The following is a 26341-nucleotide window of genomic DNA, read 5'->3' on the forward strand; positions in this document are numbered from 1 at the left end:
ACTATCGAGTCCATGCGGTCCAGCCTCGTCGTGGGGTGATGCAGACGAGACGGCCGTGAACGAGAGCATTCTGGCGGACATTCCCGGGCGCGGGCCGCACGCGCTAAATCAGTTGCGCGCCATGACGGCCGACATCTGCGACGTCATTCCGCTCACCGCGGAGGACGACTTCCATGTCACCAGCGTGACGACGATGACCGGCAATGCGTTGCTGGTCGACACGCGCGCCACCGATCAGGAATACGACCGGACACCCGCGCACGTCGCCCGCGGCGCGATGGATCACTTTCAGATCACCCTGTGTGTCGAGGGCGGGATGCAGTTCAGCTCCGGCCGGCGCGAGGTGACGCTGCGGCCGGGCGACATCGTCCTCATCGACATGGCGCAGCCAAACCGGACCGTGCTGCGCGCCGGATCCGGCCGCACCCGCCTGATGGTCATCATCCTGCAACGCGCGATGCTCGCGCCCCGGCTCGCACATCCGGATTCGGCGACGGCAACCCTGCTGCCGTCGGACCACCCTCACGCGCGGCTCCTCGCCAGCCACTACGCGGCGCTCGGGCTGCCCCCGGAGCCTGAAGCCGGCAGCACCGAGGCCACGATCGAGGCGATCGCCGACATCGTCGCCGCGGCCGCCGGCGGGACGGCCGACATTGCGGCGGGCGTCGAACGGGCCGAACGGCATCTTTATCTCGCGATGATCAAGCGCCACATCGCGCAGAATCTCGAGACCGACGCCCTCTCCGTCGAAGAGCTTTGCCGCCACTTCCAGATCTCGCGCGCGACGCTCTACCGGCTGTTCGAGGCCGATGGCGGGCTTGCGCACTACGTGCGTGAGCAACGGCTCAATCTTGCGTTCCGAGGACTGCTCTCGCCGGCTACACAGGACGACCGCCTGATCGACCTTGCCGTCGGCATGCGCTTCAGCAGCGACTCCACCTTCATCCGCGCATTCCGCCGCAAGTTCGGCGTGACACCAGGCGAATTGAGGGAAATGGCCGAGACATGGCTCCGCGAGACCGGAGCGATCCCCGCCATCGACACGGTACTGCACCAATTGGCCCGACGCCGCACGTCGCAGCCGTAAGAGACGCCGGCGCCGCGTCCGGTTTGTCGCCTGCGCCCCGGCAGGATATGACTCTGATCACGGCCGAAATGTTGCGGCCAGATTGAGAGCCTCGGCGTGACTGACGAAATCAAGCTCGTCCTGTTCGACATGGACAACGTCCTCTGCGACTACGACAGGGGGAAGCGCGTTGCGCGTCTCGCCGAGCTTGCCGGGACCAGCAACGAGTTCGTTCACAACGCGATCTGGGACAGCGGATTCGAACAACTCGGCGATTCCGGCGCGCTCGATGCCGAAGACTATCTGCGGGGTTTCGGCGAACGCATCGGCTATCCGCTGTCGCTCGACGAGTGGGTCGAGGCGCGACGCCGGTCGATGCAAGCCGATCGCGCGATGCTGGAGATTGCCGGGCAGCTGCGCCGGACCGTCGAAATTGCGATCCTGACCAACAACACCACGCTGGTCGCCGATCACATCGACACCCTGCTGCCGGAATTGCGACCGCTGTTCGGCTCCAAAATCTACACGTCGGCCCAGTTCAAGACTGCGAAGCCGGATCCGCGCTGCTTCCGCCTCTGCCTGTCGGAGCTCAACGTGAAGCCTGAAACCGCCCTGTTCGTCGACGATCTCGCGGCGAATGTCGCCGGCGCGCGCGAGGCGGGCCTCTTTGCGCATCACCACAGCTCGGCGGCGACTTTCAGACAGGCTCTTTCGGAGCGCGGCCTGCTTGCGGCCGGGTGAATACGCGCTCCGTTTTTCGCCGGCATCAGGCCAGATGACACGCCACGAAGTGTCCGCCCGCGCCTTCCTTCAGCTCCGGCGCGCTTTCCGAACACCGCGGCTGGGCGATCGGACAGCGGGTGTGGAAGTGGCAGCCGGACGGCGGCTTCATCGGGCTCGGCACGTCGCCCTTGAGGCGAATGCGTTCGCGCTTGAGCTTGGGATCGGGCACCGGCACCGCCGACAGCAGCGCCCTGGTGTAGGGATGCTGCGGATTGCGGTAGAGATCGCTCGCTTTCGCCAGCTCGACGATGCGGCCGAGATACATCACGGCGACGCGGTCGGAGATGTGCTCGACCACCGACAGGTCGTGCGCGACGAACAGATAGGTGAGGTTCAGCTCGGCCTGGAGATCCTCCAGCAAATTGATGACCTGCGCCTGGATCGACACGTCGAGCGCGGACACCGGCTCGTCGCAGACGATCAGCTTCGGCTCGACCGCGAGCGCGCGCGCGATCACGATGCGCTGGCGCTGGCCGCCGGAGAACTCATGCGGATAGCGGCGCATGTGCTCGGCCTTGAGTCCGACTTTCACCAGGAGGCCCGCGACGCGCTCCTCGCGCTCCTTGGCCGAAGACGCGAGATTGTGGATGGTGAAGGCCTCGCCGAGGATCGCGCCGACCGTCATGCGCGGATTGAGCGAGGCGAACGGGTCCTGGAACACGAGCTGCATGTTCCGCCGCATCGCGCGCAAATCGTTGCCACCGAGCTGGCGCACGTCCTGGCCGTCGAACACGACCTCGCCGTCGGTCGGCTCGATCAGGCGCAGCACGCAGCGCCCCGTCGTGGATTTGCCGCAACCGGACTCGCCGACGAGACCCAGCGTCTCGCCGCGGTTGACCGAGAACGAGACCCCGTCGACCGCATAGACGCTGCCGACCTGGCGCGACAACAGACCGCCGAGCACGGGGAAATATTTCTTCAGGCCGCTGACGCGGAGCAAGGGCTCGGTCATGCCGTGCCTCCCAACTGCGTATCTCCCAGATGACAGGCCATACGGTGGCCGGGCGCGATCTCGCGCAGCAGCGGCTCCTTCTCGGTGCAGACGTTCATGGCGAACTTGCAGCGCGGAGCGAAGCGGCAGCCGACCGGCGGATTGATCAGGATCGGCACCGAGCCGCCGATGGCTTCGAGCCTTGTCTTGTGCTCGCTGTCGAGATCGATGCGCGGGATCGAGCGGATCAGGCCCTGCGTATAGGGATGACGGGGATCGCCGAAGAGATCCTCGACGGGAGCTTCCTCCACCACCTTGCCGGCATACATCACGACGACGCGCTGCGCGGTCTCGGCGACGACGCCCATGGCGTGGGTGATCAGCATCACCGCCATGCCGAAGCGTTCCTTCATGTCCTGCAAGAGGTCGAGGATCTGCGCCTGGATGGTGACGTCGAGCGCGGTGGTCGGCTCGTCGGCGATGATCAGCTTCGGCCTGCAGGCGAGCGCCATCGCGATCATCACGCGCTGGCGCATGCCGCCGGAGAACTGGTGCGGATAGTTGTGCACGCGGCCTTCGGCGTTGGGGATCTGCACCAGCTTCAGCATCTCGATGGTGCGCTCGAGCGCCTGCTTCTTCGTCACCGCTTCATGCCGGCGCAGGCTCTCGGCGATCTGCTCGCCGACGGTGAGCACCGGATTGAGCGAGGTCATCGGCTCCTGGAAGATGAAGCCGATCTCCTTGGCCCTGATCTCGTCGAGCTGACTGCTCGTCAGCGGCACGAGATCGCGGCCCTCGAAGATGATCTGGCCCGCCGCGATGCGGCCCGGAGGCATCGCGATCAGCTTCAGGATCGACATCGCGGTCACGGTCTTGCCGCAGCCGGATTCCCCGACGACGCAGAGCGTCTCGCCCTTGTTGATGGAGATGTCGACACCGTCGACGGCCTGCAGGATGCCGTCGTCGGTCGAGAAGTGGGTTTTCAGCCCTTTGATTTCCAGCAGCGGCGCCATCAGATCACCCGTCGCGCATCGAGCGCGTCACGCAAGCCGTCGCCGATGAAATTGATGGCGACCACCGCGATGAAGATCGCGCCGCCCGGGAACAGCGCCCAGTGCGGGCCGATATCGAGGAAATCCTTGGCGTCGAACAACAGCCGCCCCCAGGTCGGAGTATCCGGCGGGAAGCCGAGGCCGAGGAAGGACAGCGTCGATTCCGCGATGATGGCGGCAGCGACGTCGATGGTGCCGGCGATGATCACCGGACCGAGCGCATTGGGCAGGATGTGCCGCACCACCTGGCGCACCGGACTTGCGCCGAGCGCACGGGCGGCCTCGACGAACTCCTTCTCGCGGATCGACAGGAACTGCGCGCGCACCAGCCGCGCGACCGGCATCCAGCGCAAGCCGCCGATCACGAGCACGATCAGGATGAAGATGCCGCCCTCGGGACCGAACATCTGCTTCAGCCCGTCGCGGAACAGATAGATCAGCAGCAGCAGCAGCGGCAGTTGCGGCGGGGACAGGAAGAGGTCGGTGAGCCACATCAGGCCGTGGCCGAGCGCGCCGCGCGACATGCCGGCGAGCGCGCCGATCAGCACACCGATGAAGACCGAGACCAGCATCGCGGCAAGGCCGACCGCAAGCGAGATGCGCCCGCCATAGATCATGCGGGCAAGGATGTCCTGCCCGAGATCGTCGGTGCCGAAGGGATGGGCAAGCGACGGCCCCTGCATGCCCGCCACGATATCGATGTCGTCGATCTTGACCCGCCAGACGAAGGGGCCGGCGACCACCGCCAGGATCAGAATGAGGAGCAGAAACGCACTGACCACGGCGAGCTTGTGGCGGCTGTAGCGCCGCCACATCTCGCGCCAGGGCGAGTAGACGCGCCGCTCAGCGGAGGGAGATGCGAGGGTCAAGCCAGCCATAAAGGACGTCCGCGATGAGATTGAACAGCACGACGAGGCACGCGAAGACGAAGGTGACGGCCATCACCACCGGCGTGTCGTTGGAAAGGATGGAGGAGATCAGCAGCGAGCCGATGCCGGGGATCCGGAATATCTGCTCGGTGACGATGGCGCCGCCGAACACGGCCGGCATCTGCAGCGCGATCAGCGTCACCACCGGGATCATGGCGTTGCGCATGACGTGCTTGACGATGACCTTGGCCTGCCCGAGCCCCTTGGCCCGCGCCGTGGTGACGTAATCGAGCCGGATCACGTCGAGCATCGCCGAACGCACGAAGCGCGTCATCGACGCCGCCTGGAACAGGCCGAGCACCGCCACCGGCATGATCGCCTGCCGGATCATCTCCAGCACCCAATGGATGCCGGTGCCCTTGATGTCGGTCGTATAGACGAAAGGCAGCCAGTCCAGCGTGACCGAGAAGATCAGGATGAACAGGATGCCGGTGAAGAAGGTCGGCAGCGAGAAGCCGACGAAGGCGAGCGTGTTGGCGATCTGGTCGAACAGCGAATAGGGCTTTGTCGCCGCATAGACCCCGACCGGGATCGCAACCAGGAGCGCCAGGATCTGCGCCGAGCCGATCACGTAGAGCGTCGCCGGCAGGCGCTGGAGGATCAGCGTATCGACGTTCATCCGGCTGACGAAGGAGAAGCCCCAGTCGCCGTGCAGCATGGCGTTGAGCCAGTGCAGGTAGCGGAGGTAGATCGGATCGTCGAGGCCGAACTTCGCCCGAAGCGCGAGAGCGACTTCGGGCGGTACGTTCGGATTGGTCGCCAGTTCCGAGAAGGGATCGCCGGGCGCCAGGGCAAGCACGACGAACAGCACCAGGGAGATGCCGAGCAGACTCGGAACGGCGATCAGCAGACGACGCAGGACATACTGACTCATAACGAACGATCCCGATTCAGGCCTGCGTGATCATTCCTCCCGGTACCAGTCGAAGAGATTGTCGGTCTCGTTGGCCCAACCGGAAACGACCGGCCGCAGATTGTTGGCGGCCGCCTCGACCTTCAGGCGGTGTTGCACCGGAATGAACACGGTGTCCTGGTACATGAGGTCGTTGGCCTTGATGTAGAGCGCGGCACGCTTGACCGGATCCATCTCGCCGTCCGCAGCCTGGATGGTCGCGTCGTACTCCTTGTTGACCCAGCGCGGGAAGTTGGTGCCCTGCCACTTGTTCTCCTTGGTGGCGACCAGGGTCGAGAGATAGCGGCGCATGTGCTGCGACGGATCGGGCTGGCTCAGCGGGATCTGGAACATCTCCATGTCGGCGTAGAACTTGGAATAGGTGTCGGGATTGCCGACGTCGGAGGAGAAGAACACGGAGGCGACGACCGATTTCAGCTCGACGTCGATCCCCGCCTTCTGGCAGGCCTGCTTGACGATCGCCTGCGTCTTCTGGCGCGGGCCGTTGATCGAGGTCTGGTAGAGGAGCTTCAGCTTCTTGCCGTCCTTCTCGCGGATGCCGTCGGCGCCCGGCTTCCAGCCGGCATCGTCGAGGATCTTCGAGGCCTTCTCCACGCTGAATTCCCACGAGGTGTTCTTGGACACGAACTTTTCGGGACCGTTGAGGAAGTTGGCGGTGGTGCGGCCGGCGCGGCCGTAGATCGCCTTCTTGACCGACTCGCGATCGATCAGCAGCGAGATTGCCTTGCGCACCGCCGGATCGGAAAACAGCGGGTGCTTGGTCTTGATCGACGAGCGTTCGCCATCGACCTCGGTGTTGGGGTCGGTGAAGTTCAGTGCGATGAACTCGGTGTCGCCGCCGACCGCGTAGACGGTCTTGCCCTTGCCGCCCTTCTCCAGGCGCAGCAGGACGTCGTCCTCGACCTGGATGTTCCAGCCGAAATCATACTCGCCGGTCTGGATCACCGCGCGCGCGGCAGAAACGGCATCGCCGCCGCCCTTCATCTCGATCGAATCGAAATAGGGGCGGTTCGACATGTGGTAATCGGGATTGATCACGCCGCGGACAAGATCGCCCGGCTTGAACTCGACGAACTTGTAGGGGCCGGTACCGACCGGCGAGAGGTTGGTCGGCGCCTCCCGCGATTTGGACCCCATATAGTCCTTGAACAGATGTTTCGGGATGATGGTGTTGGGGGCCCCGACAAAGGCGTCGGCCCAGAACGGCGTCGGCTTGTTGAAGAGGATCCGAACCGTGAGGTCATCGACCTTCTCGACCGTGATCTCGCGGAGCGTCGCGATCGTCAGTGCGGAGGTCGCCGGATCCTTGGCATATTCCCAGTTGAACACGACGTCGTCGGCCGTGAAGGGCGCGCCGTCATGCCATTTGACGCCGGGCTTGAGCTTCCAGGTCACCGACTTGCCGTCGGCGGCGAGGCCGCCGTTCTGGATCGACGGAATTTCGGCGGCCAGAACCAGCTTCATGTTGCCGTCGGGATCCCAACAGGCGAGCGGCTCGTAGAACAGGCGCGCGCCGTCCTGGTCCTTGGTGCCGGTGGCGAAGTGCGGATTGAGCAAGGTCGGTCCCTGCCACCACAACAGCTTCAGCGCACCACCACCGCCACGCTTGGTCGGCTTGTAGGTGGAGGCACCCTCGGCCATGGCGACGCCGCCAAGCGCGAGGATCTGGTTGGCGAGCGGCGCCGTGAGGCCGACCGCGGCCATGCGCGTGATGAAGGCGCGGCGGTCCATCCGGCCATCCTTCACCTGACCGATCATCGAACGCAGTTCTTTATCCAGCATCGTTGTCCCCCGTCTGGTTCCCGTATGGATGCAGGCAGCCGCGCCGCGGCCGCCGGGTTTTGCTGGCGGTAGATGGCACACCGAATGGGCCGCGCGTCAACTGCGACCGTGTGTATGCAAACGGTGTTCTGACTGTCTGTTGGGCAAAAGCAACGTTCGCAGCCCATCCGCTCGGCAATCCAGCGTCAAAACACGCTGGATTTCGCGCTGCACTGCGGAAAATTTGTTCGCCGGATCAGACGAAGTATCGAGGCGAAATTCTACGCCACGGACATGTTCAGCGGCGGCGAAACGTGGTCCGGCAGCGGGCAGACATAAGGTGTCTTGGCCGTCCGCTTCTGAAGATCCGCCTTCGCGGCCTTGATCAGCTCGGGATCCGTCAAGGCCTTGATGCCGATACCGGCCATCGCCTTGGCCGCCTGCACCATCGCCTTGTGGGCGTGTCCGCTCTTGCCCTGCGCCACCACCTGCCAGGTGTGGAACGGCGTGCCGATTGCAACCGTCGGTGCATGGACCTGCACGGTCGGCACCACCCAGCTCACGTCGCCGACGTCGGTCGAGCCCACCAGCGGGTTTCGCTTGGCGTCGAGCGGCACCAGGAAGTCGGCCAGCGGCCGGTCGGTCGGCTCCATGCCGATCGCGTAATAGACCGACGCGATGTCCTTGTCGCTGAGCGTCGCGCGGATCTGGGTCGCAAAGCCCTTGTCGGCGTCGTCGAAATGCGGCGGCCCGAGCTCTTCCATCACCCGGTGCAGCGCCTGCTCCAGCGGGGTGTTCGGCAGGATGTTGGAGACCGCGGAGATGATCTTCATCTCGACCTTGGTCTCGGTCATCAGCGCCGCGCCTTCCGCGATCTTGCTCACGCGTCCGACCAGCTCGTTCATGCCGGGCAGATCGCGGGCGCGGATCGAATAGCGCACGCGCGCATGGGCCTGCACGACGTTGGGCGCGATGCCGCCGGTGTCGAGCAGCGCGTAATGCACGCGCGCGTCGCTCGGCATGTGCTCGCGCATGTAGTTCACGCCGACATTCATCAGTTCCACCGCGTCGAGCGCGGAGCGGCCGAGATGGGGCGAGGCCGCCGCATGCGAGGTGCGGCCGGTGAAGATGAAGTCCGCGCGGGTGTTGGCGAGCGACGGCGTCACGGCCACTTCCCAGAAGCTGTGCGGATGCCAGGTGATGGCGATGTCGGCGTCTTCGAACGCTCCCGAGCGCACCATGAAGGCCTTGGCTGCGCCACCCTCTTCAGCCGGGCAGCCGTAATAGCGCACGCGGCCGGGCACCTTGTTCTCGGCGAGCCAGTCCTTCACCGCGGTCGCGGCGAGCAGCGCCGCGGAACCAAGCAGATTGTGGCCGCAACCATGACCATGACCGCCGGTCTCGACCGGCCTGTGCTCGGCGACGCCGGCCTCCTGGCTGAGGCCCGGCAGCGCATCATATTCGCCCATGAAGGCGATGACCGGACCGCCCTCACCCCACTCGCCCATCAGCGCGGTCGGGATGCCCGCGACGTTCTCGGTGATACGGAAACCCTGGTGACGCAGCTCGGCGAGATGCTCGGCGGCGGACCGCGCCTCGGTGTAGCACACCTCCGGCATGCCCCAGACCTTGTCGCTGAGGTCGATGAAACGCGCCTTGATCGTGTCGACGCCACGCCAGATGTCGCTGCGGTTATCCATGCTTCGGTCCGTGATCTCTTGGTCAAACGAAGCGGCAATGGTTAGCAGCTTCATTGCATCCCGCCTAGCACCTCGCGGGACAGCAGCCATGCGGCCGGTGCCGGAATAGGCAGCCGCTTGCCGCCTGTGCAGGCGTTCATGTGCCTTTCCAGGAATTCACGCGGCGTTCTCCGGAATAGTTGGGAACGAGGCTTTCAAGACGGCCTCCCCCGGCCTAAATTATGCGTGCTTCGCGCGTCGTTCCGCAGCAATGGCGGAGCGATGCTCTCAGCCAGGAGAACTCCATGCCCGCCCTGACCGAATGGAGAGTGCCGCCGGCCAATCAGCCGCGCGCGAGCGATTACAGTTTCGATCTCGACCGCGCGCTCGCGTCCGTCGTCGGCCTGCACGCCATCATCCCGCCCGACGCCTTCAGTGCCGAAACGCTGGGCACCGAGCGCGCCGGCAACGGCGTCGTGATCGACCACGGGCTGGTGCTGACCATCGGCTATCTCATCACCGAAGCAGAGTCCGTGTGGCTGCATCTCGGAGACGGGCGCGTGGTGGAGGGGCATGTCCTCGGCTTCGATGCCGCGACCGGCTTCGGGCTGGTGCAGGCGCTCGGCCAGCTGGACGTCGACCCCCTGCCGCTCGGCACATCGGAGGAAACCCGGGTCGGCGACCGCGTCGTGGTCGGCGGCGCCGGCGGGCGCACGCGCTCGGTCGCAAGCCAGATCGTGGCCAAGCAGGAATTCGCCGGCTACTGGGAATATCTGCTGGATGAAGCCGTCTTCACCTATCCTGCACATCCGAACTGGGGCGGCACCGCGCTGCTCAACGAGCGCGGCGAACTGATCGGCATCGGCTCGCTCCAGCTCGAGCGCGAACGCGACGGCAAGGCCGAGCATGTCAACATGATCGTGCCGATCGACCTGCTGAAACCGGTCCTCGACGATCTGCGCAAGTTCGGCCGCGTCAACAAGCCGGCGCGGCCCTGGCTCGGGCTCTACTCGACCGAGATCGACAATCGCGTGGTGGTGATCGGGATCTCCGCCAACGGCCCGGCCGCGCGCGCCGAGCTCAAGACCGGCGACGTCATTCTCGCCGTGGACGGCGACAAGGTTACGAGCCAGACCGCCTTCTACAAAAAGATGTGGGCGCTCGGCGCCGCCGGCGTCGACGTGCCGCTCACCGTGCATCATGAAGGCGTCACCTTCGACGTCACGGTGACCTCGACCGACCGCTTCAAGCTCCTGAAGGCGCCCAAGCTGCACTGACAAGACCGAACTGACATCAGGCAAGGAAAGCGGCGATGACCGAGGCCGTCGTTGACGACATCGTGGCCGTGCTGCCGCCGCTGCTCAATGCGCTGGAAGCACTCGGCTTCTTCACCCGGAATCTGCATCCGCCGGCCTTTGCCTCGGTGATGAATGCGGTCGGCATGCCCGACGAGGCCCTGCAAGCGGCTCACGCTGCGATCGGCACCTGGCCCGAGCAGTTCACCGGGCTGCGCGAACGGCTCGACCGCGCCTGCAATGAAGCGCTCGCCGCCTTTGCCGGCATACGCGAGGTCGAGCGCGGCAACGGCGATCTCGTCGCGGTCTTCCGCGCGCTACGCCATGTGCCGCGTGCCCAGGAGGCGCTGTACCCGCTGTCGACCCAGTTTCCGCCGGTGAGCGGCTTCTTCCTCAACGCCGCCAATCGCGAGAACGAAGATCTGCTGGCCCGGCTGGAAGCCGGCGCGGGCGAACACACCGGCATCTTCCACGACCACAACGAGCCCGGCAGCCGTGGCGGCTTTTCGGTCTATGTGCCCGAATATTACACGCCCGATCGCGCCATGCCGCTGGTGATGGCGCTGCATGGCGGCAGCGGCAACGGCCGCGGTTTTCTCTGGAGCTGGCTCCGCGACGCCCGCAGCCTTGGCGCGATCCTGGTGGCGCCGACCGCGACCGGTTCGACCTGGGCGCTGATGGGCGACGATAGCGACACGCCGAACCTCATGCGCATTCTCGACACCGTGCGCAGCCGCTGGACGATAGATACCTCGCGCATGCTGCTGACCGGGATGAGCGACGGCGGCACGTTCTGCTACGTCAGCGGCCTCGACGGCGCGTCGCCCTTCACGCATCTCGCGCCGGTGTCGGCAACCTTCCATCCGCTGCTGGCGGAGATGGCGGACGCCGCGCGCCTGCAGGGGCTGCCGATCTTCATCACCCACGGCAAGCTCGACTGGATGTTTCCGGTACAGACCGCGCGCCAGACGCAGGCGGCCCTCTCCGCCGCCGGCGCCGACGTCACCTATCGCGAGATCGACGACCTCAGCCACACCTATCCGCGCGAGATCAACGCAGAGCTGCTGGAATGGCTGAACCGCGGATGAACGGGTCGTCCTTATCTGCGCCGCACTGCCGCGGAACCATAACTCCGGGCCGACGTTATCGCCCGTCACCGGAGGTTCGCTATGCAGACTTTTTTCGGAATGATTTTGGGCGCACTGCTGCTCGGTTGCGGCGTGTACGTCTATGACTCCATGCAGACCTCGTCGGTCGCCAATGGCGAGGTCGCGACCACCAATCGCACCATCGTGAACTGGGATGTCGCCAAGGCCGATTGGGATGCCCTGCGCGATCGCGCGCACAAGGACTGGGTCCGCATCTCGTCGAAGTAACGATGCCTATCATGAACAAGGCGCCGTCGCGGGTCCGCGGCGGCGCCTTTGTGTTGGCTGCGATCGATGCCGCCCGCTTCAGTTCATCTTGGCCTTGCGGGCGTCAGCGATGACCTGCTCGAACTCGGTCATGCTGAGCACGCCCGGCACGCGATATTTGCCGACGATGAAGGACGGGGTGCCGCGGAAGCCGAAGGCTTCGGCCTGGTCGTTGTTGCGCTTGAGGACCGCGTCGATATCCTTGCCGCGCTCGTTGAGGTCGCGCTTCAGGCGGTCCATGTCGACGCCGGCGGCCGCGAGCAGCTCGTTGATGCGCGGCTCTGTCAGGCGCGAACTGACGCCCATCATGGCGTCGTGCGCCTGATGGTATTTGTCCTGGTACTTGGCCGCGAGCGCGATCCGCGCCGCGGTGACCGAGACCGGCCCGAGGATCGGCCAGTCCTTCATCACCAGCCTCACCTTGCCGTCGTCCTGTACGACCTGGCGCAGCTCCGGCTCGAGCTTGCGGCAGTAGGGACAATTGTAGTCGGACCATTCGATGATGCTGACGTTGCCGTCGGGATTGCCGGCGACAGGAACATCGGGGTCGCGCAGCACCTTGGCTTCGGTCAGCACCTCGTCATCATCGGCGGCCGCGCGCGCAGACGTGATCCTGCCGGCCGCAAGGGCACCCGCCCCGATCAGCGTCAACGCCGCACGCCGCGTCGCCACAAGGCCCTTATTCCTGAATCCAGTCATATCTCGTCCCGTTTCGGTCCCATCGCCGCAAATACGGCTCGGGACCGGGAATTGTTACGCGTCATATAGAGCGTTGCGGGCGCGATGTCATCGCCGTGCTATGCGCGGATCCCGGCCGGCGCTTGCGAAGCCGTAGCGCGGGGGAGCATCGCCATCAGTGTCCCGGTCATCGTTGCGATCAGCGTGGTCTTGCCGTCGTGCTCGGCAAAGGCCCTGGCCTCGCAGAAGGTGAGCGTGCGGCCGGGCTTGACCACCTCGGCCTTGAAGACGAAGCGCTCGCCACGGGCGGGAGCGAGCAGCGTGATCTTGAACTCCACGGTGAGAATATCGGCCTCGGGCGGCATCAGGGTGAAAGCGGCGACGCCGCAGGCATTGTCGAGGCCCGCGGTGATGATGCCGGCATGGACAAAGCCGTTCTGCTGCGTGAAGGCGGGCGAATGCAACATCGCGAGCTCGACTTCGCCCGGCGCGAGGCGGACGATCACGATGCCGAGCGTCCGCATCGCCGGCTGGGCCTCGAACATGGCAATGGCAGCCGCACGATAGCCCGGGTTTTTCGGCTCGAATGTCGCCATGGCTCAGACCTCGGCCGGCTCGGCGAGATGGCTCAAGGCGGCCTCGCGGATCGCATCCGTGAACGGCGCCGACTTCCGCTGGCTACGGTCCATGTGCACGCCGGTAATCTCGCAGAACGCAGCCATCTCGCCGGTCTCGGCATTCGCCATGTCGTGCCGGAAACGGATCGATTTGTCGCGGACCTCGAGCAGATGGCTGCGGATCTCGACGATGTCGCCGGCAAGCAGCTCGCGCTTGTAGGTGATGTTCTGCTGCACGGCGGCCATGCCGCGGCCGGACGAGCGCAGATAGCTCGGCGTCAGCCCGAGGCGGGCGAACAGATTCCAGTTGGCCTCGTCGAATTTACCGACATACCACATGATGTTCATGTGGCCGACGTGATCGCACTGCCACGGATAGACCGTGCCGCGATAGGTCGCCTCCTGCATCGCAATTCCTCCTGCCGTTTTCCGTCTTTTGATTGTTGATACGGTAGCGTATCAGGACCCGGTCGCGTTAGCAATACGGCACCGTATCAAGAACCGGTGAGGCTTTCTTCATGAGCGACGGCAAGGGCGATGTCTGGGTCGAGGCAGGGTTTACCGAGCTCGCCCGCTCGGGGGTCGAGGGCGTGCGGGTCGAGGTGCTCGCCAAGAATCTCGGCGTCACCAAGGGCGGCTTCTATCGCCGCTTCGCCGACCGCGCCGCGCTGCTCGATGCCATGCTGGAGCGCTGGCGCGAGGGGCGCGCGGCGTCGATCGCGCAACAGACCAGCCTCGACGGGCAAGATCCCCGCGAGCGGCTGAAAGCGATGATCCAGCTTTATTCCGAACGCCTCAATCCCGAGGGCATGGCGATCGAGCTCGCGATCCGGCAATGGGCCCGCTCGGACGAGAACGCGGCAGCGGCCGTCGCGAGCGTCGATGCGGCGCGGCTCAAGCACGTCGCCGAGCTCTATCGCGCGACCGGCCTCGAGGCGGAGGCGGCCGATGCGCAAGCCTTCCTGTTCTACTGCTTCATCTTCGGCCAGAGTCTGCTGTTCGTCGAGCGCGGTCCGCGCAAGCGATCGCAGCTCGTGGCGAAATCGGCCGAGAAGCTGCTCGACTAGAGCCATTTCCGTTCCGATGGAATCGGAACGGGGCTCTGGATTCTTGTCTTGACGCGTTTTCGTTACGCGAACCGGTACCCACTTCGCTCGAAAACGCTCCGAACGAAATGGCCGGAGCTTCGCTCCGGCCATCGCGTCAGCTCGAAGCTCAGGCGGCGCCCTTCAGCTTCTTGTTGCATTCGCTGTAATAGCCGCCGCCCTTCTCGATCCACTTCATGCCGCCATTGCCGTTGGTGGCCTTGTTGGCGTTGTACTGGTCGACGCAGGTGTGGAGACGCGCCTTGCCGGCGGTCTCCTTGGCGTATTTCGGATCGACCGCATTCGGATAGATCGCGGGGCCGGCCGGCAGGGTCGGCGCGGCAGCGGGGGCGGCCTCCTTCTTCGCCTGCTTCGGCTCGGCGGGAGCTGCAGGCGCAGCCGGAGCCGCCGCGGTCGGCGCCGCGGCAGGCGTCGCATCAGCACCGCACTGGGCCTTGCGGAAGTCATTCCACTTCATGGTACCGAGCGAGCCGTCCTTCTTGGCGGCCTGGTATTTCGCGCTGCACTCCTGCGAGGTCAGCGCCTGCGCCGGTGCGCTCGCAACCAGCGCGGCAAAGCCAGACACGACAGCGGCACACAGCAGTTTTGATTGAATGGTCATCCTTGGGTCCTCCTCCTTGGTCTTCCCCGACGGAAGTGAAACGAGGATTGCTATCCTAGCGTGCCGCCCGCTCGCGACAAGGAAGTGATGGCCCCTGCCGCCAAAATATAGTGATCCCCCCGGTTCGAATTATTCATGTCGCGTTCAGCAACACGAGCCGACGTTCCCAGCCTTCGCCATTCTCGCAAGAAGAGTGCAACACCATGACCTTCACGTCTCGCCTCGCCGTCGTCGCCCTCGCCACCCTGCTCGCCACCGGCACCGCCTTCGCCCAGACGGCCGCGCCGGCCGCCAAGACCGATGCCAAGAGCACAACTGCCGCCGCCCCCGCCGACAAGAAGGCGCCGAAGGAGCGCTCGGCGGAGTCGCTCGAATGCTCCAAGCAAGCGGACGCCAAGGCACTGAAGGGCAAGGAGCGCAAGAAATTTCGCCGTGAGTGCATGAAGGAAGCGAAGGCCGGCACCGCCGCCCCCGCCGCCGACAAGAAGTAAATCCGTCACAATACGGCTTTCGAGCATCCGTGAGAGGCGCGCGCATTGCGGCATGACGAGCCTGCAATTGTGCGCCTCTCGCTGATTTGCGATAAGGTGGCGTGAAGCAAATCACCGCCTCCCTGCCGTTCGAGTGGCCGAGCCGTGCCGAGATCTTGAGCACGGTGGAGACGCTCGTCATCGGCACCGCGGGCGGGCTGGCGTTTTTGCTCGCGGGCCTTCCCGGCGGGCTGATCTCGGGCTCGATGATCGCGGTCGGAATCGCCGCGATCGCCGGACGCAAGCTCACGCTGCCGCCGATCCTGACCCAGACCGTGCTGGTGCTGCTCGGCATTTCGCTGGGCTCGGTCGTCTCGCGCCACCTGCTTCAACAGGTCAGCGCCTATCCTCTCACCATCGGCCTGCTTGCGCTCGCGACCTTCTGCTCGACCTTCGGTTCGAGCTATTACCTCCAGCGCATCCACGGCTGGGACCGTACCTCGGCCTTCCTCGCCGGCAGTCCCGGCGCCCTGTCGCAGATCACGATTTTGGCGGTCGAGCGCGGCGCCGACCTGCCGGGCATCGCGGTGGTGCAGACCATGCGCGTCATTATCCTCACCGCGGCGCTGCCGATGGTGTTGGCGATCGCGGGGGTCGCGCCCTCCGCGGCGCCATCGCTGACGACGGTGATCGCCTCGCCGCTCGACCTCGCGATGCTGGTCGCAGCCTCGCTCGCTGCGGCGCTGCTGCTGCGGCTGATCAAGTTTCCGGCGAGCTGGATGTTCGGCGCGATGATCGGCTCCAGCGTGCTGCACGGCGCCGACTGGGTCGAGGGCGGCCTGCCGAACTGGGTGCGCGGCGTGGCCCTGATCGGCATTGGCGCGCTGATCGGCAGCCGCTTCGCGCGGATGCGGATCAAGACGCTCGCCGGACACATCAATGCGGCGCTCGGCTCGTTTGCCGTGGCCATCGCGGTATCCGCGATCTTCGTCGGCATCGTCGCGCTCACCACGCAAGTGAAATTCTCGGACGTCGTCGTCGCCTTTGCGCCGGGCGCGATGGATGCGATGCTGGCGCTGGCCCTGACGCTGCACATCGACCCGATCTTCGTCGGCGCTCATCATCTGTCACGCTTCGTGTTCGTGACGATCGCGACACCGGGCATCGTGCACCTGTTCGGCCGCACGCAGGACGATGTGGACGATTGAGGAGGCATAGCTTCCGGGTGGGCTAAGGCGCGTCAGCGCCGTGCCGACCATGCAACCGCATTGTCGTTAAGAATGGTGGGCACGCTGCGCTTTGCCCACCCTACGGCAGCTGAGCTAGCGCTTCGCCGTCGCCGCAAATCCCCACGCGGCAATCGCCGTCATCAACAGCGAGATCAGCACGTTGTAGCCGGCGAGCGAGAGGCCGAGGAAGCGCCACTGCACCTCGTCGCAACGGACCACCTTCACGGTGTCGAGCCGCGAGAGCAGATCATTGGCGCTGCCGAGATTGACGACTGGGCCCGAGCAATCGGTCGGTCCCTTCCAAAAATCCCATTCGACGCCGGAGTGGTAGGTGCCAAGCCCGGCATTGGCGAGCGCCGCCAGCGCGAGGATCGCAAGGCCGGCGAGCAGCAACGGCCGCGGCGCGCCACTCCGCGCCGCGAGCGCTGTGAGCGCACCGACCGGGATCGCAAGATAATAGGCGTAGCGCTGCTCCAGACACAGCGGACAGGGCAGTATCTCCAGCACGAGCTGGAAGAACCAGGCGCCCGCGATGGTCGCGGCGGCAATCAGCGTGACGAGAAGCGAGGCGATCAGCGCGGGACCGGTCGCAGCCGGCTTGAACGCAGGAATTGCGGCACTCTGGGTCGGCACGGCAGCCTCTTTCGGACGGGTCGCTTTCTCAAGGCTCTAACCCCGGCCCAGGCGGCTGTCGAGAACGGCCGGGATCACTTTGGCGCGGGTTGACCCCGCCCTGTCCATGGCTATAGTCCGCCGGCTTCGCGACGCCCCCATACGTGGGGCCGACCGAGGGCCCCTGTGGCGGAACTGGTAGACGCGCTCGACTCAAAATCGAGTTCCGCAAGGAGTGCTGGTTCGATTCCGGCCAGGGGCACCACGCTTCGCCCTTTCGGGTTTCGCGTGGCGCGGCCACGCCGGGCCGAAAGGGCAAAGCGTGTCCGGCGAAGTGTCTTGGTGGAGACGGACTGTCTCCTCAGCAAGGCTTGATCGTCTCTCTACCTTCCAATCGTCATATCCCTCCTGTATAAACCGGTAGCTTCTTCTGTAACTCGAAGAGGCTCATATGAACGACCTGCACACGTGGCTTTCCCAGCAACACCACGGCCTGCGCACCTTCCGGACATTCCAGCAAAAGCTCGAGACGCTCGGCCGGGACGATCCCGCCCAGCGCGGTCTTTGCCGTCTGCTCAGCGGTCTCGTCGGCAGCTATGTCGAGGCGTTTGACGAGGCTCCATTGCCGGTCGAAATTGCTGACAGCGCCTATCAGCGCCTGCTGACGCTGGTTGAGAGCATCGACCTCCATGGCGATGCCAGCCGGCGTCTTGCGGACATCAATCGCGTCGCGGACAGCCAACTCTGGCAGTGACAAGGCAGCGCTGCGCGCGCCTCGCACCGGTGTCCCGGACTTACTGTATCTATAAGCGGCCCCGCGCTCACCATCAGGGCCGCCCCGAGGCGTTCGACTTCGCCACGCGACTACCTATATCGTGAGGCGGCGCGTATTGATGCAGCGAGCAGCTTGATGGCCCGGAGACGCACGACGGAAGCGGACGCCGACGACCTCCCCCGCTATTTCGTCTGGGTCCGGGGCCTCGAAGGCCCCGAGCCGCAGAAATGGATGGCGATGGATTTCGGCATCGATGACTGGAAGCGGCCGCAGGTGCTGGCCTTTCTGGCGCTGCCGGAGGACGAGCGGCATCTGTCGCTGTCGATACTGGCACGGCGCTATCCGCCGCCGAGGGTTGACGTCCTGTAGGGTGGGTTAGCGTCAGTGTAACCCACCACTGTCTCCATCCTCGGGAACAGAAGAGGTGGGTTACGCCAAGCGGGACTGCGCTTCGCGCAGCCGCAGGGCTAACCCACCCTACGAAAAAACCACAAGAAGCGATCCCTCACTTCCCCCGTGCCGCCGTCGGCGTCAGGCCGAACCTCCGGCGGAAGCTGCGGTTGAAATAAGAGAGGTCGTTGAAGCCGCAGGCGAAGGCGATGTCGCTGATGCGGCCTTCGCGATGAGCGAGAAGATCGGCGGCCTTGCGCAGGCGCAGCTCGTTGAGGCGCGTGGTGAAGCTGGCGCCGGCCTCGAACAACAGCTCGTTGACGTAACGTTCGGAGAGACCGGCGGCGGCGGCGAGTCTTTGTGCGGAAAAATCCGACTCGTGGAAGCGCGCCGCGAGAATCGACAGCACGGCCTTGAGCCGCACGCCGCGCAGGCCCCGGCGTCGCGCCGCAGCGGCGATATCGCCGCGGGCACCGAGACCGATCGCCGCGAGGTCGAGCAGATGCGCGGCGATGGCCATGCCGGCTTCGTCAGCAGCCGTCGAATGGCGTAGCAGGAGATCGCTGTAGTCCATCGCCAGCGACAGCGCGCCGCCGGGTTCGAGCTCGCAGCCGACGAGATCGTCGACGTCGGCAACCATCGCGCGCAGCGTATCGACCGGCAGATGCACGTTGGTGAAGCGCTTGTGGCTGGCGCCGTCGGCGGCGAAGAACGGCTCGTCCAGCTTGAGCAGCACCATCGATCCCGACCGCATGGTGAATTCGCGGCCGCGATGGACCACCTGCGAAGGGCGGTCGCCGGTGTTGCGCGCGAGGCAAAAGCGGTCGTCGCCGGTCTCGCGCACCTGGCGCTTTTCGCGCCTGACCGTGACGAAGCTGCCGTCGCAGCGTCCAAGCATGGTGGTGCCGATATGAATCGAGTTCATCGTGGCGCGAAACGGCACGTCGGACGCCGGATCGAGCTCGCCGGTGTTGGAGAAATGCTCGAACAACTCGGCGAAGCGGATGAAGCGCTGCCGGTCGGACAGGTCCTGCGGCAGCATGTCGGTCGAGAGCGCCTTCCTGATGACGGACATCGAAAGAACTTCCAAAAGGACTTCTGGGAAAAGCTCGTGCGCGAAAACGTGCCGTGGCCTGTCAGGCAAAAATGAACGACCGCTGAAGACCGGCGAGCGCAGGCTATCAGCACGCCAACGTGAATCAAGCTGCGCCGGTCAGTCCAAGCCGCACCACCGTCGGCGCCGGATAGTCCAAGACGACACGCCCGGACGGGCCCTATTCAGGCGACGGATGCGGCATCCCGGCACATAAGGGAGTGCATCCGGGCAACCGGGCGGCCCCAGCCTGACGCCCGTGGAGGAGACGACGACATGCGAACCTCTCTACCCCGCAGCCTCGTGCTCGGCGGCGCCATCGCGACCAGCCTCTCGATCGGTTACGCGCTCGGCGCGCAGCCGCACATGGACGAAGCCATCGCGATCCTGCAATCGGCCCGCGCCGAGCTCGGCAAGGCCGAGCCGAACAAGGGCGGCCATCGCGAGAAGGCGATCGGGTTGATCGACCAGGCGATCGCCGAAGTGCGCGCCGGCATCACGTTCGCCGCCGGCCATTGAAGCAACGGCATTCGGGAGGACAAGACATGATGCGAACCGTGTTTGCCGCAGCCCTCGCACTCGGCGCGATCACAGGCTCTGCCCAGGCCATGCCGCTCGCCCCGCTTGGCGCAGGCGCGAATGGCGACGTCATCGCAGTCGCCGGCGGCTGCGGCCCCGGCTGGCACCGCGGCCCCTATGGCGGCTGCCTGAGAAACTACGCCAACCCGGCCGCACATGCTTGCCCGCGCGGCTACCATATCGGCCCCGGCGGCGCGTGCCGCGGCAATGGCAAATAGAGGCTGAACATTTCGCCTCTCCCCGTTCGCTGGGGAGAGGCGATCGCCGGGACGGCTGCTCCGGCCGTCCGACACGCCGCCAGCAAGACGGAATATTCCGCGCTCCTTCACCCGACGTCGTGCCACGGCTGCGCGATCCCGCTTGCTACCTCAGCGGGATTATGCACAAAATGCACCTTCATTTTCATGGCGCAACCATTGACTGAAATCGGGGAGTGCTGCCCGGCTCCGGCCTGAAGTGCTTCACCGTCGATTGCCGGAGGGGCTCCATGACTCACCATGACGGCGAGCAGAATGTCGATTCCGCCAAGCCCAAACACACGCATGACGATGTAGGCGCCGACGGGACGACCGCCACGCCGCCGAAGCGCAAGCTCGTGCTGTTCGCCGACGGCACGGGCAACGCGTTCACCGCCCAGGAATCGAGCGTCTGGCGTCTCTATGAAGCGCTCGACCACACCCAGCCGGACCAGATCGCCCACTACATCAAGGGTGTCGGCACCGCGGGCTGGGCGCCGCTCGCCGCGCTCGACGGCGCCACCGGCATCGGCGTGCCCGGCAACGTCCGCAAGCTCTACCGCTTCCTGTGCTGGAACTGGCGCGAGGGCGACGAGATCTACATCTTCGGCTTCAGCCGCGGCGCCTTCACCGCGCGCACGCTGGCAGCCATGATCGCGAGCCAGGGACTGGTGCCGGCGGAGATCGACGGCACGCCGGTGTCGCATGCGGAGATGGACCGCAACGCGATGGCCGCGTGGCGGGAATACCGCCGCGGCACCGTGCCATTGAACAAGAGCCTGCCGACGATCTGGATCGCCCGCTTCATCCGCGATGTCCTGCTCTATCTCTATCATGCGATCTGCGGGCACCGTTCCTACGCCAATGTCCGGGCGGAGATGAACGGCCGCAAGGACATCGACATCGAATTCATGGGACTGTTCGACACGGTCGAGGCTTACGGCGTCCCGATCGAGGAGCTGCGCGTCGCGATCGACTGGGCGATCTGGCCGATCTCGTTCCGCAATCACCGGCCCTCGCGCAAGGTGAAGCACATCTGTCATGCGCTGGCGCTGGACGACGAGCGCACCACCTTCCATCCGCTGCGCATCGACCAGAGCCATTTGGCGCCAGACCAGACGGTCAAGGAGGTGTGGTTCGCCGGCATGCATTCCGACATCGGCGGCGGCTATCCGGACTCCACACTGTCCTTCGTACCGCTGGTCTGGATGACTGATCAGCTCGGCGGCCGGCTCCGCTTCCAGGACGGCGAGATCGAGCACTTCAGGGAATATCAATCGGCGATCGGCCCGAAGCACGATTCGCGCAGCAGCGCCGCCGTGTTCTACCGCTACGGACCACGCCCGGTCCTCGCCGGTCAGGTCAATGGCGGGCTGCCGGTCGTGCACTTCGCCGTCATCGAGCGCATGCTGTTCGGCTGCGACGACTACGCGCCGATCATGCTGCCGGCGGACGCGCTGGTGCTGATGCCCGACGGCAGCAAGCAGAACCTGATCGAGGACGGTACGCGCGAAGCGATGAAACAGGCCTATCTGGCCAAAGCCACCGGCCCGCGGCGCGAGACGGAGGCCGAAGCCTTCATCCGCATGAACACGCCCAACGCCGAAATGGCCAGGCTCACGCGCGACACCGTGTGGTGGCGGCGCGTCGCCTATTTCTCGCTGCTGGTCATGGCCGGGGTGATCGTGGTTTGGCCCTGGATCGCCAGCAGCCTGATCGGTGTGTCGAAGGACAGCGGCCTGCAAGGCACCATGCTGCTGAAAATCATCGCCACCATCGACTGGCTCGTTGGCGGCGTGCTGGGTCCGCTGGCCAATCTCGTCAGGAACGTCCTGCCATCCTATGCGGCGCCGTGGCTCGACATCACGCTGTACTACCCGTTCGCCACCTCGATCGTCCTGGCGATCACTTATCTGATCTGGCGCAGGAACACGGTGCTGCGCGACGCCATTCAGGAACGCGCGCGGCTGGCCTGGAGCAGGCCACACCGCATGGCAAGCCGGCGGCATGTCGACGAGCCCGGCATGCTGCTCCGCTTCGCCCGATGGATGCGGCTGAATGCGGGGCCGGCGCGCCTTCTCTTCGCAAGGTTCGTTCTGCCCGGCATCTTCCTGCTCATCATCTTCTACTCGGCGCTACTCATTGGTGCGACCAGCATCTTTACCGCCCGCACCGCGACCGGAAATATCTGCACTCTCCCCGGGCCGGAGCCCGGGACGCCGGTGCTCGACGAGCCGATCGATGCGCGCGGCCGCTTCGCGACAAAGGAGTTTTGCTGGTGGAGCGGCCTTGCGGTCGAGAAGGGTCGCAAATACCGCGTCTGGGTCGAGATCGAGGATCCCTGGTTCGATCGCACCATCTTGAGCGGTACGAATGGCTTCAAGACCTATTTCGTGCGCCATTATCTCGCCCTGCCGACGCTCCGTCAGTTCGGCGCCGCATGGTTCCAGCCCGTGGTGCGCGTCGGCACGAAGGGAATGAACGACATTCCGCTGGCGGCCGGCAACGTCATGCCGGCCGACGAATTGCCGCGCCGGATGAATCCGACCATTCCGGCCGAGGACGATGCGGACAAGAGCAAGGGCAGGTATCCGACCCGGCTCGACAAGACGAAGGAGTTCGAGGCTCTTCCCGAGGACAATTCGCTCAAGCTCGCAGTCAGCAAGCTCGGACCTTTCGACCCGGTGCCGAAAGACCCTACGGCGCGCGCGATCTGGGAGGGCCAGAAGCTGTCGGGACGGCTGGTCGCGGAATTCGTCGCACCCGACGCCGGCGATCTGTTCTTCTACGTCAACGACGCCGTGCAGATTTACCCGACCCTGCTGCCGGCACCGTTGCGACCGGCGATGCTCGACGTGGTTCAGGGGCCATACGAGCAGTTCTACAAGAACAATGCCGGTACCGCGCGCATCGTCGTGCAGCGACTGCCGAGCCCGCTCATGCCGACGGATAAACCGGCCGTGGCGAAGCAGTAAGCCCCCCGCGGCATTGCCGCCCCCATGATTATGGGTGTCGCGGCATCCGCGCTGCGGCTAAGCTTGGCCTTGCGCCGCGGGGGACACGCGGTGCGGGACGATGACCATGAGCGAACAGGGCGAGACGGGTGAGGCCATCACCATCCTCCTCGTCGAGGACGACGCGCCGACCTGCTGGCGGCTCCAGGATGCGCTGGTCAAGGCCGGCTACGAGGTGCGCAGCGCGGGCACGCTCGGTGAGGCGCGTCAGGCCCTGAACGGCGGCGCGCCGCGCGTGCTGCTGACCGACCTGCGGCTGCCCGACGGCCACGGTGTCGAGCTGATCCGCGAGACCCGGCAGCGCTTTCCCGACACCGAGATCATGGTGATCTCGGCACTCGGCGACGAGGAAAGCGTGATCTCCGCGATCACGGTCGGCGCCACCGGCTATCTGCTGAAGGATGCCTTCCCGACCGACATCGCCACCACCGTGCGCGATCTGGTCGCCGGCCATTCGCCGATCTCGGCCTCGATCGCCCGTTTCATCGTGCGCAGAACGCAAGGTGCCGCGCAGAGCTCGGCCGAGCCGCCGCCGGGCCCCGTGCTCAACACCGCAAGACTGACCCCACGCGAGATCGACATTCTCTGGGGCATCGCCAAGGGCTTCAGCTACGCCGAGATCGCGAGTCATCTCGGCCTGTCCAGGCAGACCGTGCCCGGCCACATCAAGAACATCTATCGCAAGCTCGAGGTGCACACGCGCGGCGAAGCGGTGTTCGAGGCGGTGCAGCAGGGCCTGATCAAGCTGTGAGCGAGATTGCGGCGAAGGCACCCCCGCGCACCAGGCGCCGGCTGATTGGCTCGCGCCTCGTGCCTTATCTGCTGCTGCAGGTCTTGATCGTGATCGCCACCATCCTCGGACTGCGGCTGCTCCAGCCCAGCGATCCCGAGGACTTCGCGCTGAACGGATTTTCGCTGCGGGAGGACGGCGCGAGCCGTCCCGTGACGCTGCCGCATTTCACGTCGTCGCGTTATTCGCTTGTCGATCCTCCGCTCTACACCGGCACCTTCACTTTCAGAAGCGGCAACGCCGGATGGTCCGTGTACCTGCCGCGCTTCAGCAACGCGGTGGAGGTCGCCGTCAACGGCGTCGTCGTGCTCGACTCCCGCCGTGATGCCAACGCCAACCGCCCGGACCGCAACACACCGCAGATCGCGCTCATCCCCGCCTCGCTGCTGAATGACGGCAGCAACGAGATCACCGTGCGGCTGTTCGTCTGGGGCCCGCTGAAGGGCTTTCTCGACACCGTCTATGTCGGACCGGACACCGCGTTGCGTCCGTCCTACGAGACACGCACGCTGCTGTTCGTCACGCTGCCGGTGGCGTTCTCCGCCTGGCAATCGATCCTCGCCGTCATCCTCGCGATCATGTGGCTGATGCGGCGCCGCGAGCCGGTCTATGGCGTGCTGGCCGTGGCCATGGTGCTCGGCGTCGTGCAGGCATTCTCGCCGCCGCCGGTGCCGCCGGCGCCGGTGTCCCGGCTCGCCGCAGTGCTGCTCGCATCCGCACCGATCGAGAGCGCCTTGATCGTCGCCTTCGGCGTATTGTTCTTCGGCTGGCGCTGGCCGCGCTACGGAACGCTGCTGTTCGTGCCGGGGCTCGTCGTGTTCGTGGTCGGACTGATCGCGGGGCCACCACTGCCACGCATTCTATTCCTGGTGCTCGGCATCCCCACGGTCGGGCTCTGCCTGTTCCTGATGGCCTGCGTCACCGCAGCCGCCGTGGTGCGGCGGCAGGACGCGGCGAGCTTCACGCTCGGCTGCGCGGTGACCATCGTGCTGACCTGCTGGGTCCACGACATGCTGGCGGCGTTCGAAATCATGACCAACGAGCGCATCTTCGTCTCGCGGCTGTCCTATTCGGCGATGCTGGTCGCGATCGGCGCCGGGCTGACCTGGCGCTTCGCCCGCGCGCTGAACCAGGTCGACGGCTTTGCAAATCAGCTCGTGACGCGCGTGCGCGAGGCCGAGGAGCGGTTGAAGGCGAGCTTTGCCCGCGAGGAGGAGCGTGCGCGGGCCGCGGCGCTCGCCAACGAGCGCACACGGCTGATGCGGGACCTCCATGACGGCCTCGGCGGCCAGCTTGTCAGCATCGTCGCGCTCTCCGAGCGCGGCCATGAAGGCGCGAGCATCACGGACGCGGCCCGCGCCGCGTTGAAGGACCTGCGCCTCGTCATCGATTCCATGGACGACATTGGCGGTGACCTGATGCTTGCGCTCGGTTCCTGGCGCGAGCGCGCGGCGGCACAATTGCGCCCGCACGACATCGCGCTCGACTGGCGCGTGGCAACACCGCAGGGCCTGCCTCTGCATCCTGAGCTGCGGCCATGGCACGTCATCCAGATCGTCCGCATCCTCGACGAGGCCGTGACCAACGCGGTCAAGCACGCGCAGGCGCGCCACATCGCCGTGACCATCGAGACCATCGACGATGGGCAGGGGGCGTGTGGCGTGATCAGCGTTGCGGACGACGGCAAGGGGTTTGCGCTCGCCGGCGAGGCCACAGGCCAGACCGCGCGGGGCCTGCGCAACATGAAAAGCCGTGCCGCACGCTGCGGGGCCGCGTTCGAGCTGAACTCGGATTTCTCGGGGACGCGTGTGCGGCTGCAATTGCCGCAGGTCTTTCCGGACAGCGACGCCGCCACCGGCTGAAAAGCCCCCTCCCCGAACGTGTGGGACGCGCGGAGAGAGGGAACGGGCCGGATTATTGTCATGCGGAGGACGGGGGGTTCGTCCGCAAGGCTCCGTCGCCCGAAGCGATGCAATCAACTCAATCGAACGAGATCGTCAGCGCACGCCGACGCGATTGACCGGACCGCCGCGATTCATCGGCGTACCGGCGCGAACGCCGACACCGGGCGCACCGACGCCCGGCGTTGCCACCGCCGCTGCTGCGACCGGTGCGCCAACCACGACTGCCGCGGTCGGCCGCACCACGCAGCCCTTGGGCACGCCGACCGTCTTGCAATAGACCACCGCCTGCGCCGGGCTCGTGCCCAGCGACACCATTGCCGCACCCGCGAGCATCATGACTGTCAGCCCGGCGCTCAGCGCTCCCACGTTCTTCGACATCTTGCTCTCCTGCTTCCCGTTCGGCGCCCCGATGCAATCACCGGG

28 protein-coding genes and 1 tRNA gene are annotated in these 26341 nt (G+C 65.7%); 16 read left to right on the plus strand and 13 right to left on the minus strand.

What is annotated here, in order from left to right:
• The first annotated feature begins 55 nt into the window (after window positions 1–55).
• Together NLM25_RS41100 and NLM25_RS41105 are read left to right on the plus strand one after the other, a co-directional pair.
• Window positions 56–1087, plus strand: coding sequence for a helix-turn-helix domain-containing protein (locus NLM25_RS41100; protein WP_254140703.1), 1032 nt, complete (start codon window positions 56–58; stop codon window positions 1085–1087).
• 96 nt (window positions 1088–1183) lie between these two features.
• Window positions 1184–1807 carry an HAD-IA family hydrolase gene (locus NLM25_RS41105; protein WP_254140704.1) on the plus strand — a complete coding sequence of 208 codons (624 nt, stop codon included), beginning with the start codon at window positions 1184–1186 and terminating at the stop codon, window positions 1805–1807.
• A gap of 25 nt (window positions 1808–1832) precedes the next feature.
• Here NLM25_RS41105 and NLM25_RS41110 read toward each other — a convergent pair whose 3' ends face one another.
• From NLM25_RS41110 to NLM25_RS41135, 6 genes are all read right to left on the minus strand, one after another.
• On the minus strand, window positions 1833–2801 hold the full coding sequence (locus NLM25_RS41110) for an ABC transporter ATP-binding protein (RefSeq protein ID WP_254123584.1): 969 nt from the start codon (window positions 2799–2801) through the stop codon (window positions 1833–1835).
• A complete protein-coding gene (locus tag NLM25_RS41115; RefSeq protein WP_254140705.1) occupies window positions 2798–3793 on the minus strand; it encodes an ABC transporter ATP-binding protein in 996 nt (331 codons plus the stop codon). Before NLM25_RS41115 ends, NLM25_RS41110 begins: the two co-directional genes overlap by 4 nt.
• Complete coding sequence (locus NLM25_RS41120; RefSeq protein ID WP_254140706.1) at window positions 3793–4710, minus strand: ABC transporter permease; 918 nt, start codon at window positions 4708–4710, stop codon at window positions 3793–3795. The genes NLM25_RS41115 and NLM25_RS41120 overlap by 1 nt, the downstream gene beginning before the upstream one ends.
• Entirely contained in the window at window positions 4676–5635 is a 960-nt protein-coding gene (locus NLM25_RS41125) for an ABC transporter permease (protein WP_254123589.1), read from the minus strand. Before NLM25_RS41125 ends, NLM25_RS41120 begins: the two co-directional genes overlap by 35 nt.
• Window positions 5636–5665: 30 nt before the next feature.
• Window positions 5666–7456, minus strand: coding sequence for a peptide ABC transporter substrate-binding protein (locus NLM25_RS41130; protein WP_254123590.1), 1791 nt, complete (start codon window positions 7454–7456; stop codon window positions 5666–5668).
• Between the two features lie 260 nt (window positions 7457–7716).
• Window positions 7717–9135, minus strand: coding sequence for a M20 family metallopeptidase (locus NLM25_RS41135; RefSeq protein ID WP_254123591.1), 1419 nt, complete (start codon window positions 9133–9135; stop codon window positions 7717–7719).
• A gap of 284 nt (window positions 9136–9419) precedes the next feature.
• On the opposite strand from NLM25_RS41135, the gene NLM25_RS41140 reads away from it, so the two are divergent.
• The 3 genes from NLM25_RS41140 (at window position 9420) to NLM25_RS41150 (ending at window position 11785) form a co-directional block, all read left to right on the plus strand.
• Window positions 9420–10391: a S1C family serine protease gene (locus NLM25_RS41140; protein WP_254123592.1), complete on the plus strand. Its 972-nt coding sequence runs from the start codon at window positions 9420–9422 to the stop codon at window positions 10389–10391.
• A gap of 35 nt (window positions 10392–10426) precedes the next feature.
• Window positions 10427–11497, plus strand: a complete 1071-nt coding sequence (locus NLM25_RS41145) for a phospholipase (RefSeq protein ID WP_254140707.1) — start codon at window positions 10427–10429, stop codon at window positions 11495–11497.
• 81 nt (window positions 11498–11578) lie between these two features.
• Window positions 11579–11785: a hypothetical protein gene (locus NLM25_RS41150; RefSeq protein WP_028159206.1), complete on the plus strand. Its 207-nt coding sequence runs from the start codon at window positions 11579–11581 to the stop codon at window positions 11783–11785.
• 78 nt (window positions 11786–11863) lie between these two features.
• Here NLM25_RS41150 and NLM25_RS41155 read toward each other — a convergent pair whose 3' ends face one another.
• From NLM25_RS41155 to NLM25_RS41165, 3 genes are all read right to left on the minus strand, one after another.
• Window positions 11864–12523, minus strand: a complete 660-nt coding sequence (locus tag NLM25_RS41155) for a DsbA family protein (protein ID WP_254140708.1) — start codon at window positions 12521–12523, stop codon at window positions 11864–11866.
• Window positions 12524–12621: 98 nt separating this feature from the next.
• Window positions 12622–13098, minus strand: a complete 477-nt coding sequence (locus NLM25_RS41160) for a PaaI family thioesterase (protein WP_254140709.1) — start codon at window positions 13096–13098, stop codon at window positions 12622–12624.
• 3 nt (window positions 13099–13101) lie between these two features.
• Window positions 13102–13527, minus strand: coding sequence for a thioesterase family protein (locus NLM25_RS41165; RefSeq protein WP_254140710.1), 426 nt, complete (start codon window positions 13525–13527; stop codon window positions 13102–13104).
• Window positions 13528–13637: 110 nt separating this feature from the next.
• Here NLM25_RS41165 and NLM25_RS41170 point away from each other — a divergent pair, with 110 nt between their 5' ends.
• Window positions 13638–14186, plus strand: a complete 549-nt coding sequence (locus tag NLM25_RS41170; RefSeq protein WP_254140711.1) for a TetR/AcrR family transcriptional regulator — start codon at window positions 13638–13640, stop codon at window positions 14184–14186.
• A gap of 148 nt (window positions 14187–14334) precedes the next feature.
• Here the strand turns inward: NLM25_RS41170 and NLM25_RS41175 are convergent, their stop codons facing one another.
• Window positions 14335–14826 (minus strand): hypothetical protein, encoded by a 492-nt coding sequence (locus tag NLM25_RS41175; protein WP_254140712.1) that lies wholly within the window; start codon window positions 14824–14826, stop codon window positions 14335–14337.
• Between the two features lie 203 nt (window positions 14827–15029).
• On the opposite strand from NLM25_RS41175, the gene NLM25_RS41180 reads away from it, so the two are divergent.
• On the plus strand, window positions 15030–15317 hold the full coding sequence (locus tag NLM25_RS41180) for a PsiF family protein (RefSeq protein ID WP_254140713.1): 288 nt from the start codon (window positions 15030–15032) through the stop codon (window positions 15315–15317).
• A 101-nt stretch (window positions 15318–15418) separates the two neighbouring features.
• Complete coding sequence (locus tag NLM25_RS41185) at window positions 15419–16504, plus strand: AbrB family transcriptional regulator (protein ID WP_254140714.1); 1086 nt, start codon at window positions 15419–15421, stop codon at window positions 16502–16504.
• 114 nt (window positions 16505–16618) lie between these two features.
• Here NLM25_RS41185 and NLM25_RS41190 read toward each other — a convergent pair whose 3' ends face one another.
• Window positions 16619–17158: a disulfide bond formation protein B gene (locus tag NLM25_RS41190; RefSeq protein WP_254140715.1), complete on the minus strand. Its 540-nt coding sequence runs from the start codon at window positions 17156–17158 to the stop codon at window positions 16619–16621.
• Between the two features lie 159 nt (window positions 17159–17317).
• On the opposite strand from NLM25_RS41190, the gene NLM25_RS41195 reads away from it, so the two are divergent.
• The 3 genes from NLM25_RS41195 (at window position 17318) to NLM25_RS41205 (ending at window position 18281) form a co-directional block, all read left to right on the plus strand.
• A tRNA-Leu gene (locus NLM25_RS41195) sits at window positions 17318–17402 on the plus strand.
• Window positions 17403–17588: 186 nt separating this feature from the next.
• Entirely contained in the window at window positions 17589–17891 is a 303-nt protein-coding gene (locus NLM25_RS41200; RefSeq protein WP_254140716.1) for a hypothetical protein, read from the plus strand.
• A gap of 156 nt (window positions 17892–18047) precedes the next feature.
• Window positions 18048–18281, plus strand: coding sequence for a hypothetical protein (locus NLM25_RS41205; RefSeq protein ID WP_254123607.1), 234 nt, complete (start codon window positions 18048–18050; stop codon window positions 18279–18281).
• 136 nt (window positions 18282–18417) lie between these two features.
• Here NLM25_RS41205 and NLM25_RS41210 read toward each other — a convergent pair whose 3' ends face one another.
• The gene (locus NLM25_RS41210; protein WP_254140717.1) at window positions 18418–19377 is read right to left on the minus strand and encodes a helix-turn-helix transcriptional regulator; all 960 of its coding nucleotides are present in this window, start codon (window positions 19375–19377) and stop codon (window positions 18418–18420) included.
• 294 nt (window positions 19378–19671) lie between these two features.
• On the opposite strand from NLM25_RS41210, the gene NLM25_RS41215 reads away from it, so the two are divergent.
• The 5 genes from NLM25_RS41215 (at window position 19672) to NLM25_RS41235 (ending at window position 25876) form a co-directional block, all read left to right on the plus strand.
• On the plus strand, window positions 19672–19914 hold the full coding sequence (locus tag NLM25_RS41215; RefSeq protein ID WP_254140718.1) for a hypothetical protein: 243 nt from the start codon (window positions 19672–19674) through the stop codon (window positions 19912–19914).
• A gap of 26 nt (window positions 19915–19940) precedes the next feature.
• Window positions 19941–20192: a GCG_CRPN prefix-to-repeats domain-containing protein gene (locus tag NLM25_RS41220; RefSeq protein ID WP_375166917.1), complete on the plus strand. Its 252-nt coding sequence runs from the start codon at window positions 19941–19943 to the stop codon at window positions 20190–20192.
• Window positions 20193–20461: 269 nt separating this feature from the next.
• Window positions 20462–23185: a DUF2235 domain-containing protein gene (locus tag NLM25_RS41225; protein ID WP_254140719.1), complete on the plus strand. Its 2724-nt coding sequence runs from the start codon at window positions 20462–20464 to the stop codon at window positions 23183–23185.
• A 106-nt stretch (window positions 23186–23291) separates the two neighbouring features.
• On the plus strand, window positions 23292–23975 hold the full coding sequence (locus NLM25_RS41230) for a response regulator transcription factor (protein WP_254123614.1): 684 nt from the start codon (window positions 23292–23294) through the stop codon (window positions 23973–23975).
• Window positions 23972–25876 (plus strand): sensor histidine kinase, encoded by a 1905-nt coding sequence (locus tag NLM25_RS41235; RefSeq protein ID WP_254140720.1) that lies wholly within the window; start codon window positions 23972–23974, stop codon window positions 25874–25876. Before NLM25_RS41230 ends, NLM25_RS41235 begins: the two co-directional genes overlap by 4 nt.
• A gap of 135 nt (window positions 25877–26011) precedes the next feature.
• On the opposite strand, the gene NLM25_RS41240 is transcribed toward NLM25_RS41235, so the two are convergent.
• The gene (locus NLM25_RS41240) at window positions 26012–26296 is read right to left on the minus strand and encodes a hypothetical protein (RefSeq protein WP_254140721.1); all 285 of its coding nucleotides are present in this window, start codon (window positions 26294–26296) and stop codon (window positions 26012–26014) included.
• Window positions 26297–26341 lie beyond the last annotated feature (45 nt).

This window comes from Bradyrhizobium sp. CCGB01 (assembly GCF_024199795.1).
Classification (GTDB): domain Bacteria; phylum Pseudomonadota; class Alphaproteobacteria; order Rhizobiales; family Xanthobacteraceae; genus Bradyrhizobium.

What these genes read in the sequence shown, in the direction of transcription:
- NLM25_RS41155 (WP_254140708.1), bottom strand. Translation starts at nt 12,523, where the DNA reads ATGACTGGATTCAGGAATAAGGGCCTTGTGGCGACGCGGCGTGCGGCG.
- NLM25_RS41220 (WP_375166917.1), top strand. Translation starts at nt 19,941, where the DNA reads ATGATGCGAACCGTGTTTGCCGCAGCCCTCGCACTCGGCGCGATCACA.
- NLM25_RS41135 (WP_254123591.1), bottom strand. Translation starts at nt 9,135, where the DNA reads ATGGATAACCGCAGCGACATCTGGCGTGGCGTCGACACGATCAAGGCG.
- NLM25_RS41240 (WP_254140721.1), bottom strand. Translation starts at nt 26,296, where the DNA reads ATGTCGAAGAACGTGGGAGCGCTGAGCGCCGGGCTGACAGTCATGATG.
- NLM25_RS41200 (WP_254140716.1), top strand. Translation starts at nt 17,589, where the DNA reads ATGAACGACCTGCACACGTGGCTTTCCCAGCAACACCACGGCCTGCGC.
- NLM25_RS41205 (WP_254123607.1), top strand. Translation starts at nt 18,048, where the DNA reads ATGGCCCGGAGACGCACGACGGAAGCGGACGCCGACGACCTCCCCCGC.
- NLM25_RS41160 (WP_254140709.1), bottom strand. Translation starts at nt 13,098, where the DNA reads ATGGCGACATTCGAGCCGAAAAACCCGGGCTATCGTGCGGCTGCCATT.
- NLM25_RS41210 (WP_254140717.1), bottom strand. Translation starts at nt 19,377, where the DNA reads ATGTCCGTCATCAGGAAGGCGCTCTCGACCGACATGCTGCCGCAGGAC.
- NLM25_RS41120 (WP_254140706.1), bottom strand. Translation starts at nt 4,710, where the DNA reads ATGGCTGGCTTGACCCTCGCATCTCCCTCCGCTGAGCGGCGCGTCTAC.
- NLM25_RS41150 (WP_028159206.1), top strand. Translation starts at nt 11,579, where the DNA reads ATGCAGACTTTTTTCGGAATGATTTTGGGCGCACTGCTGCTCGGTTGC.
- NLM25_RS41175 (WP_254140712.1), bottom strand. Translation starts at nt 14,826, where the DNA reads ATGACCATTCAATCAAAACTGCTGTGTGCCGCTGTCGTGTCTGGCTTT.
- NLM25_RS41145 (WP_254140707.1), top strand. Translation starts at nt 10,427, where the DNA reads ATGACCGAGGCCGTCGTTGACGACATCGTGGCCGTGCTGCCGCCGCTG.
- NLM25_RS41110 (WP_254123584.1), bottom strand. Translation starts at nt 2,801, where the DNA reads ATGACCGAGCCCTTGCTCCGCGTCAGCGGCCTGAAGAAATATTTCCCC.
- NLM25_RS41170 (WP_254140711.1), top strand. Translation starts at nt 13,638, where the DNA reads ATGAGCGACGGCAAGGGCGATGTCTGGGTCGAGGCAGGGTTTACCGAG.
- NLM25_RS41230 (WP_254123614.1), top strand. Translation starts at nt 23,292, where the DNA reads ATGAGCGAACAGGGCGAGACGGGTGAGGCCATCACCATCCTCCTCGTC.
- NLM25_RS41180 (WP_254140713.1), top strand. Translation starts at nt 15,030, where the DNA reads ATGACCTTCACGTCTCGCCTCGCCGTCGTCGCCCTCGCCACCCTGCTC.
- NLM25_RS41215 (WP_254140718.1), top strand. Translation starts at nt 19,672, where the DNA reads ATGCGAACCTCTCTACCCCGCAGCCTCGTGCTCGGCGGCGCCATCGCG.
- NLM25_RS41225 (WP_254140719.1), top strand. Translation starts at nt 20,462, where the DNA reads ATGACTCACCATGACGGCGAGCAGAATGTCGATTCCGCCAAGCCCAAA.
- NLM25_RS41115 (WP_254140705.1), bottom strand. Translation starts at nt 3,793, where the DNA reads ATGGCGCCGCTGCTGGAAATCAAAGGGCTGAAAACCCACTTCTCGACC.
- NLM25_RS41165 (WP_254140710.1), bottom strand. Translation starts at nt 13,527, where the DNA reads ATGCAGGAGGCGACCTATCGCGGCACGGTCTATCCGTGGCAGTGCGAT.
- NLM25_RS41130 (WP_254123590.1), bottom strand. Translation starts at nt 7,456, where the DNA reads ATGCTGGATAAAGAACTGCGTTCGATGATCGGTCAGGTGAAGGATGGC.
- NLM25_RS41125 (WP_254123589.1), bottom strand. Translation starts at nt 5,635, where the DNA reads ATGAGTCAGTATGTCCTGCGTCGTCTGCTGATCGCCGTTCCGAGTCTG.
- NLM25_RS41140 (WP_254123592.1), top strand. Translation starts at nt 9,420, where the DNA reads ATGCCCGCCCTGACCGAATGGAGAGTGCCGCCGGCCAATCAGCCGCGC.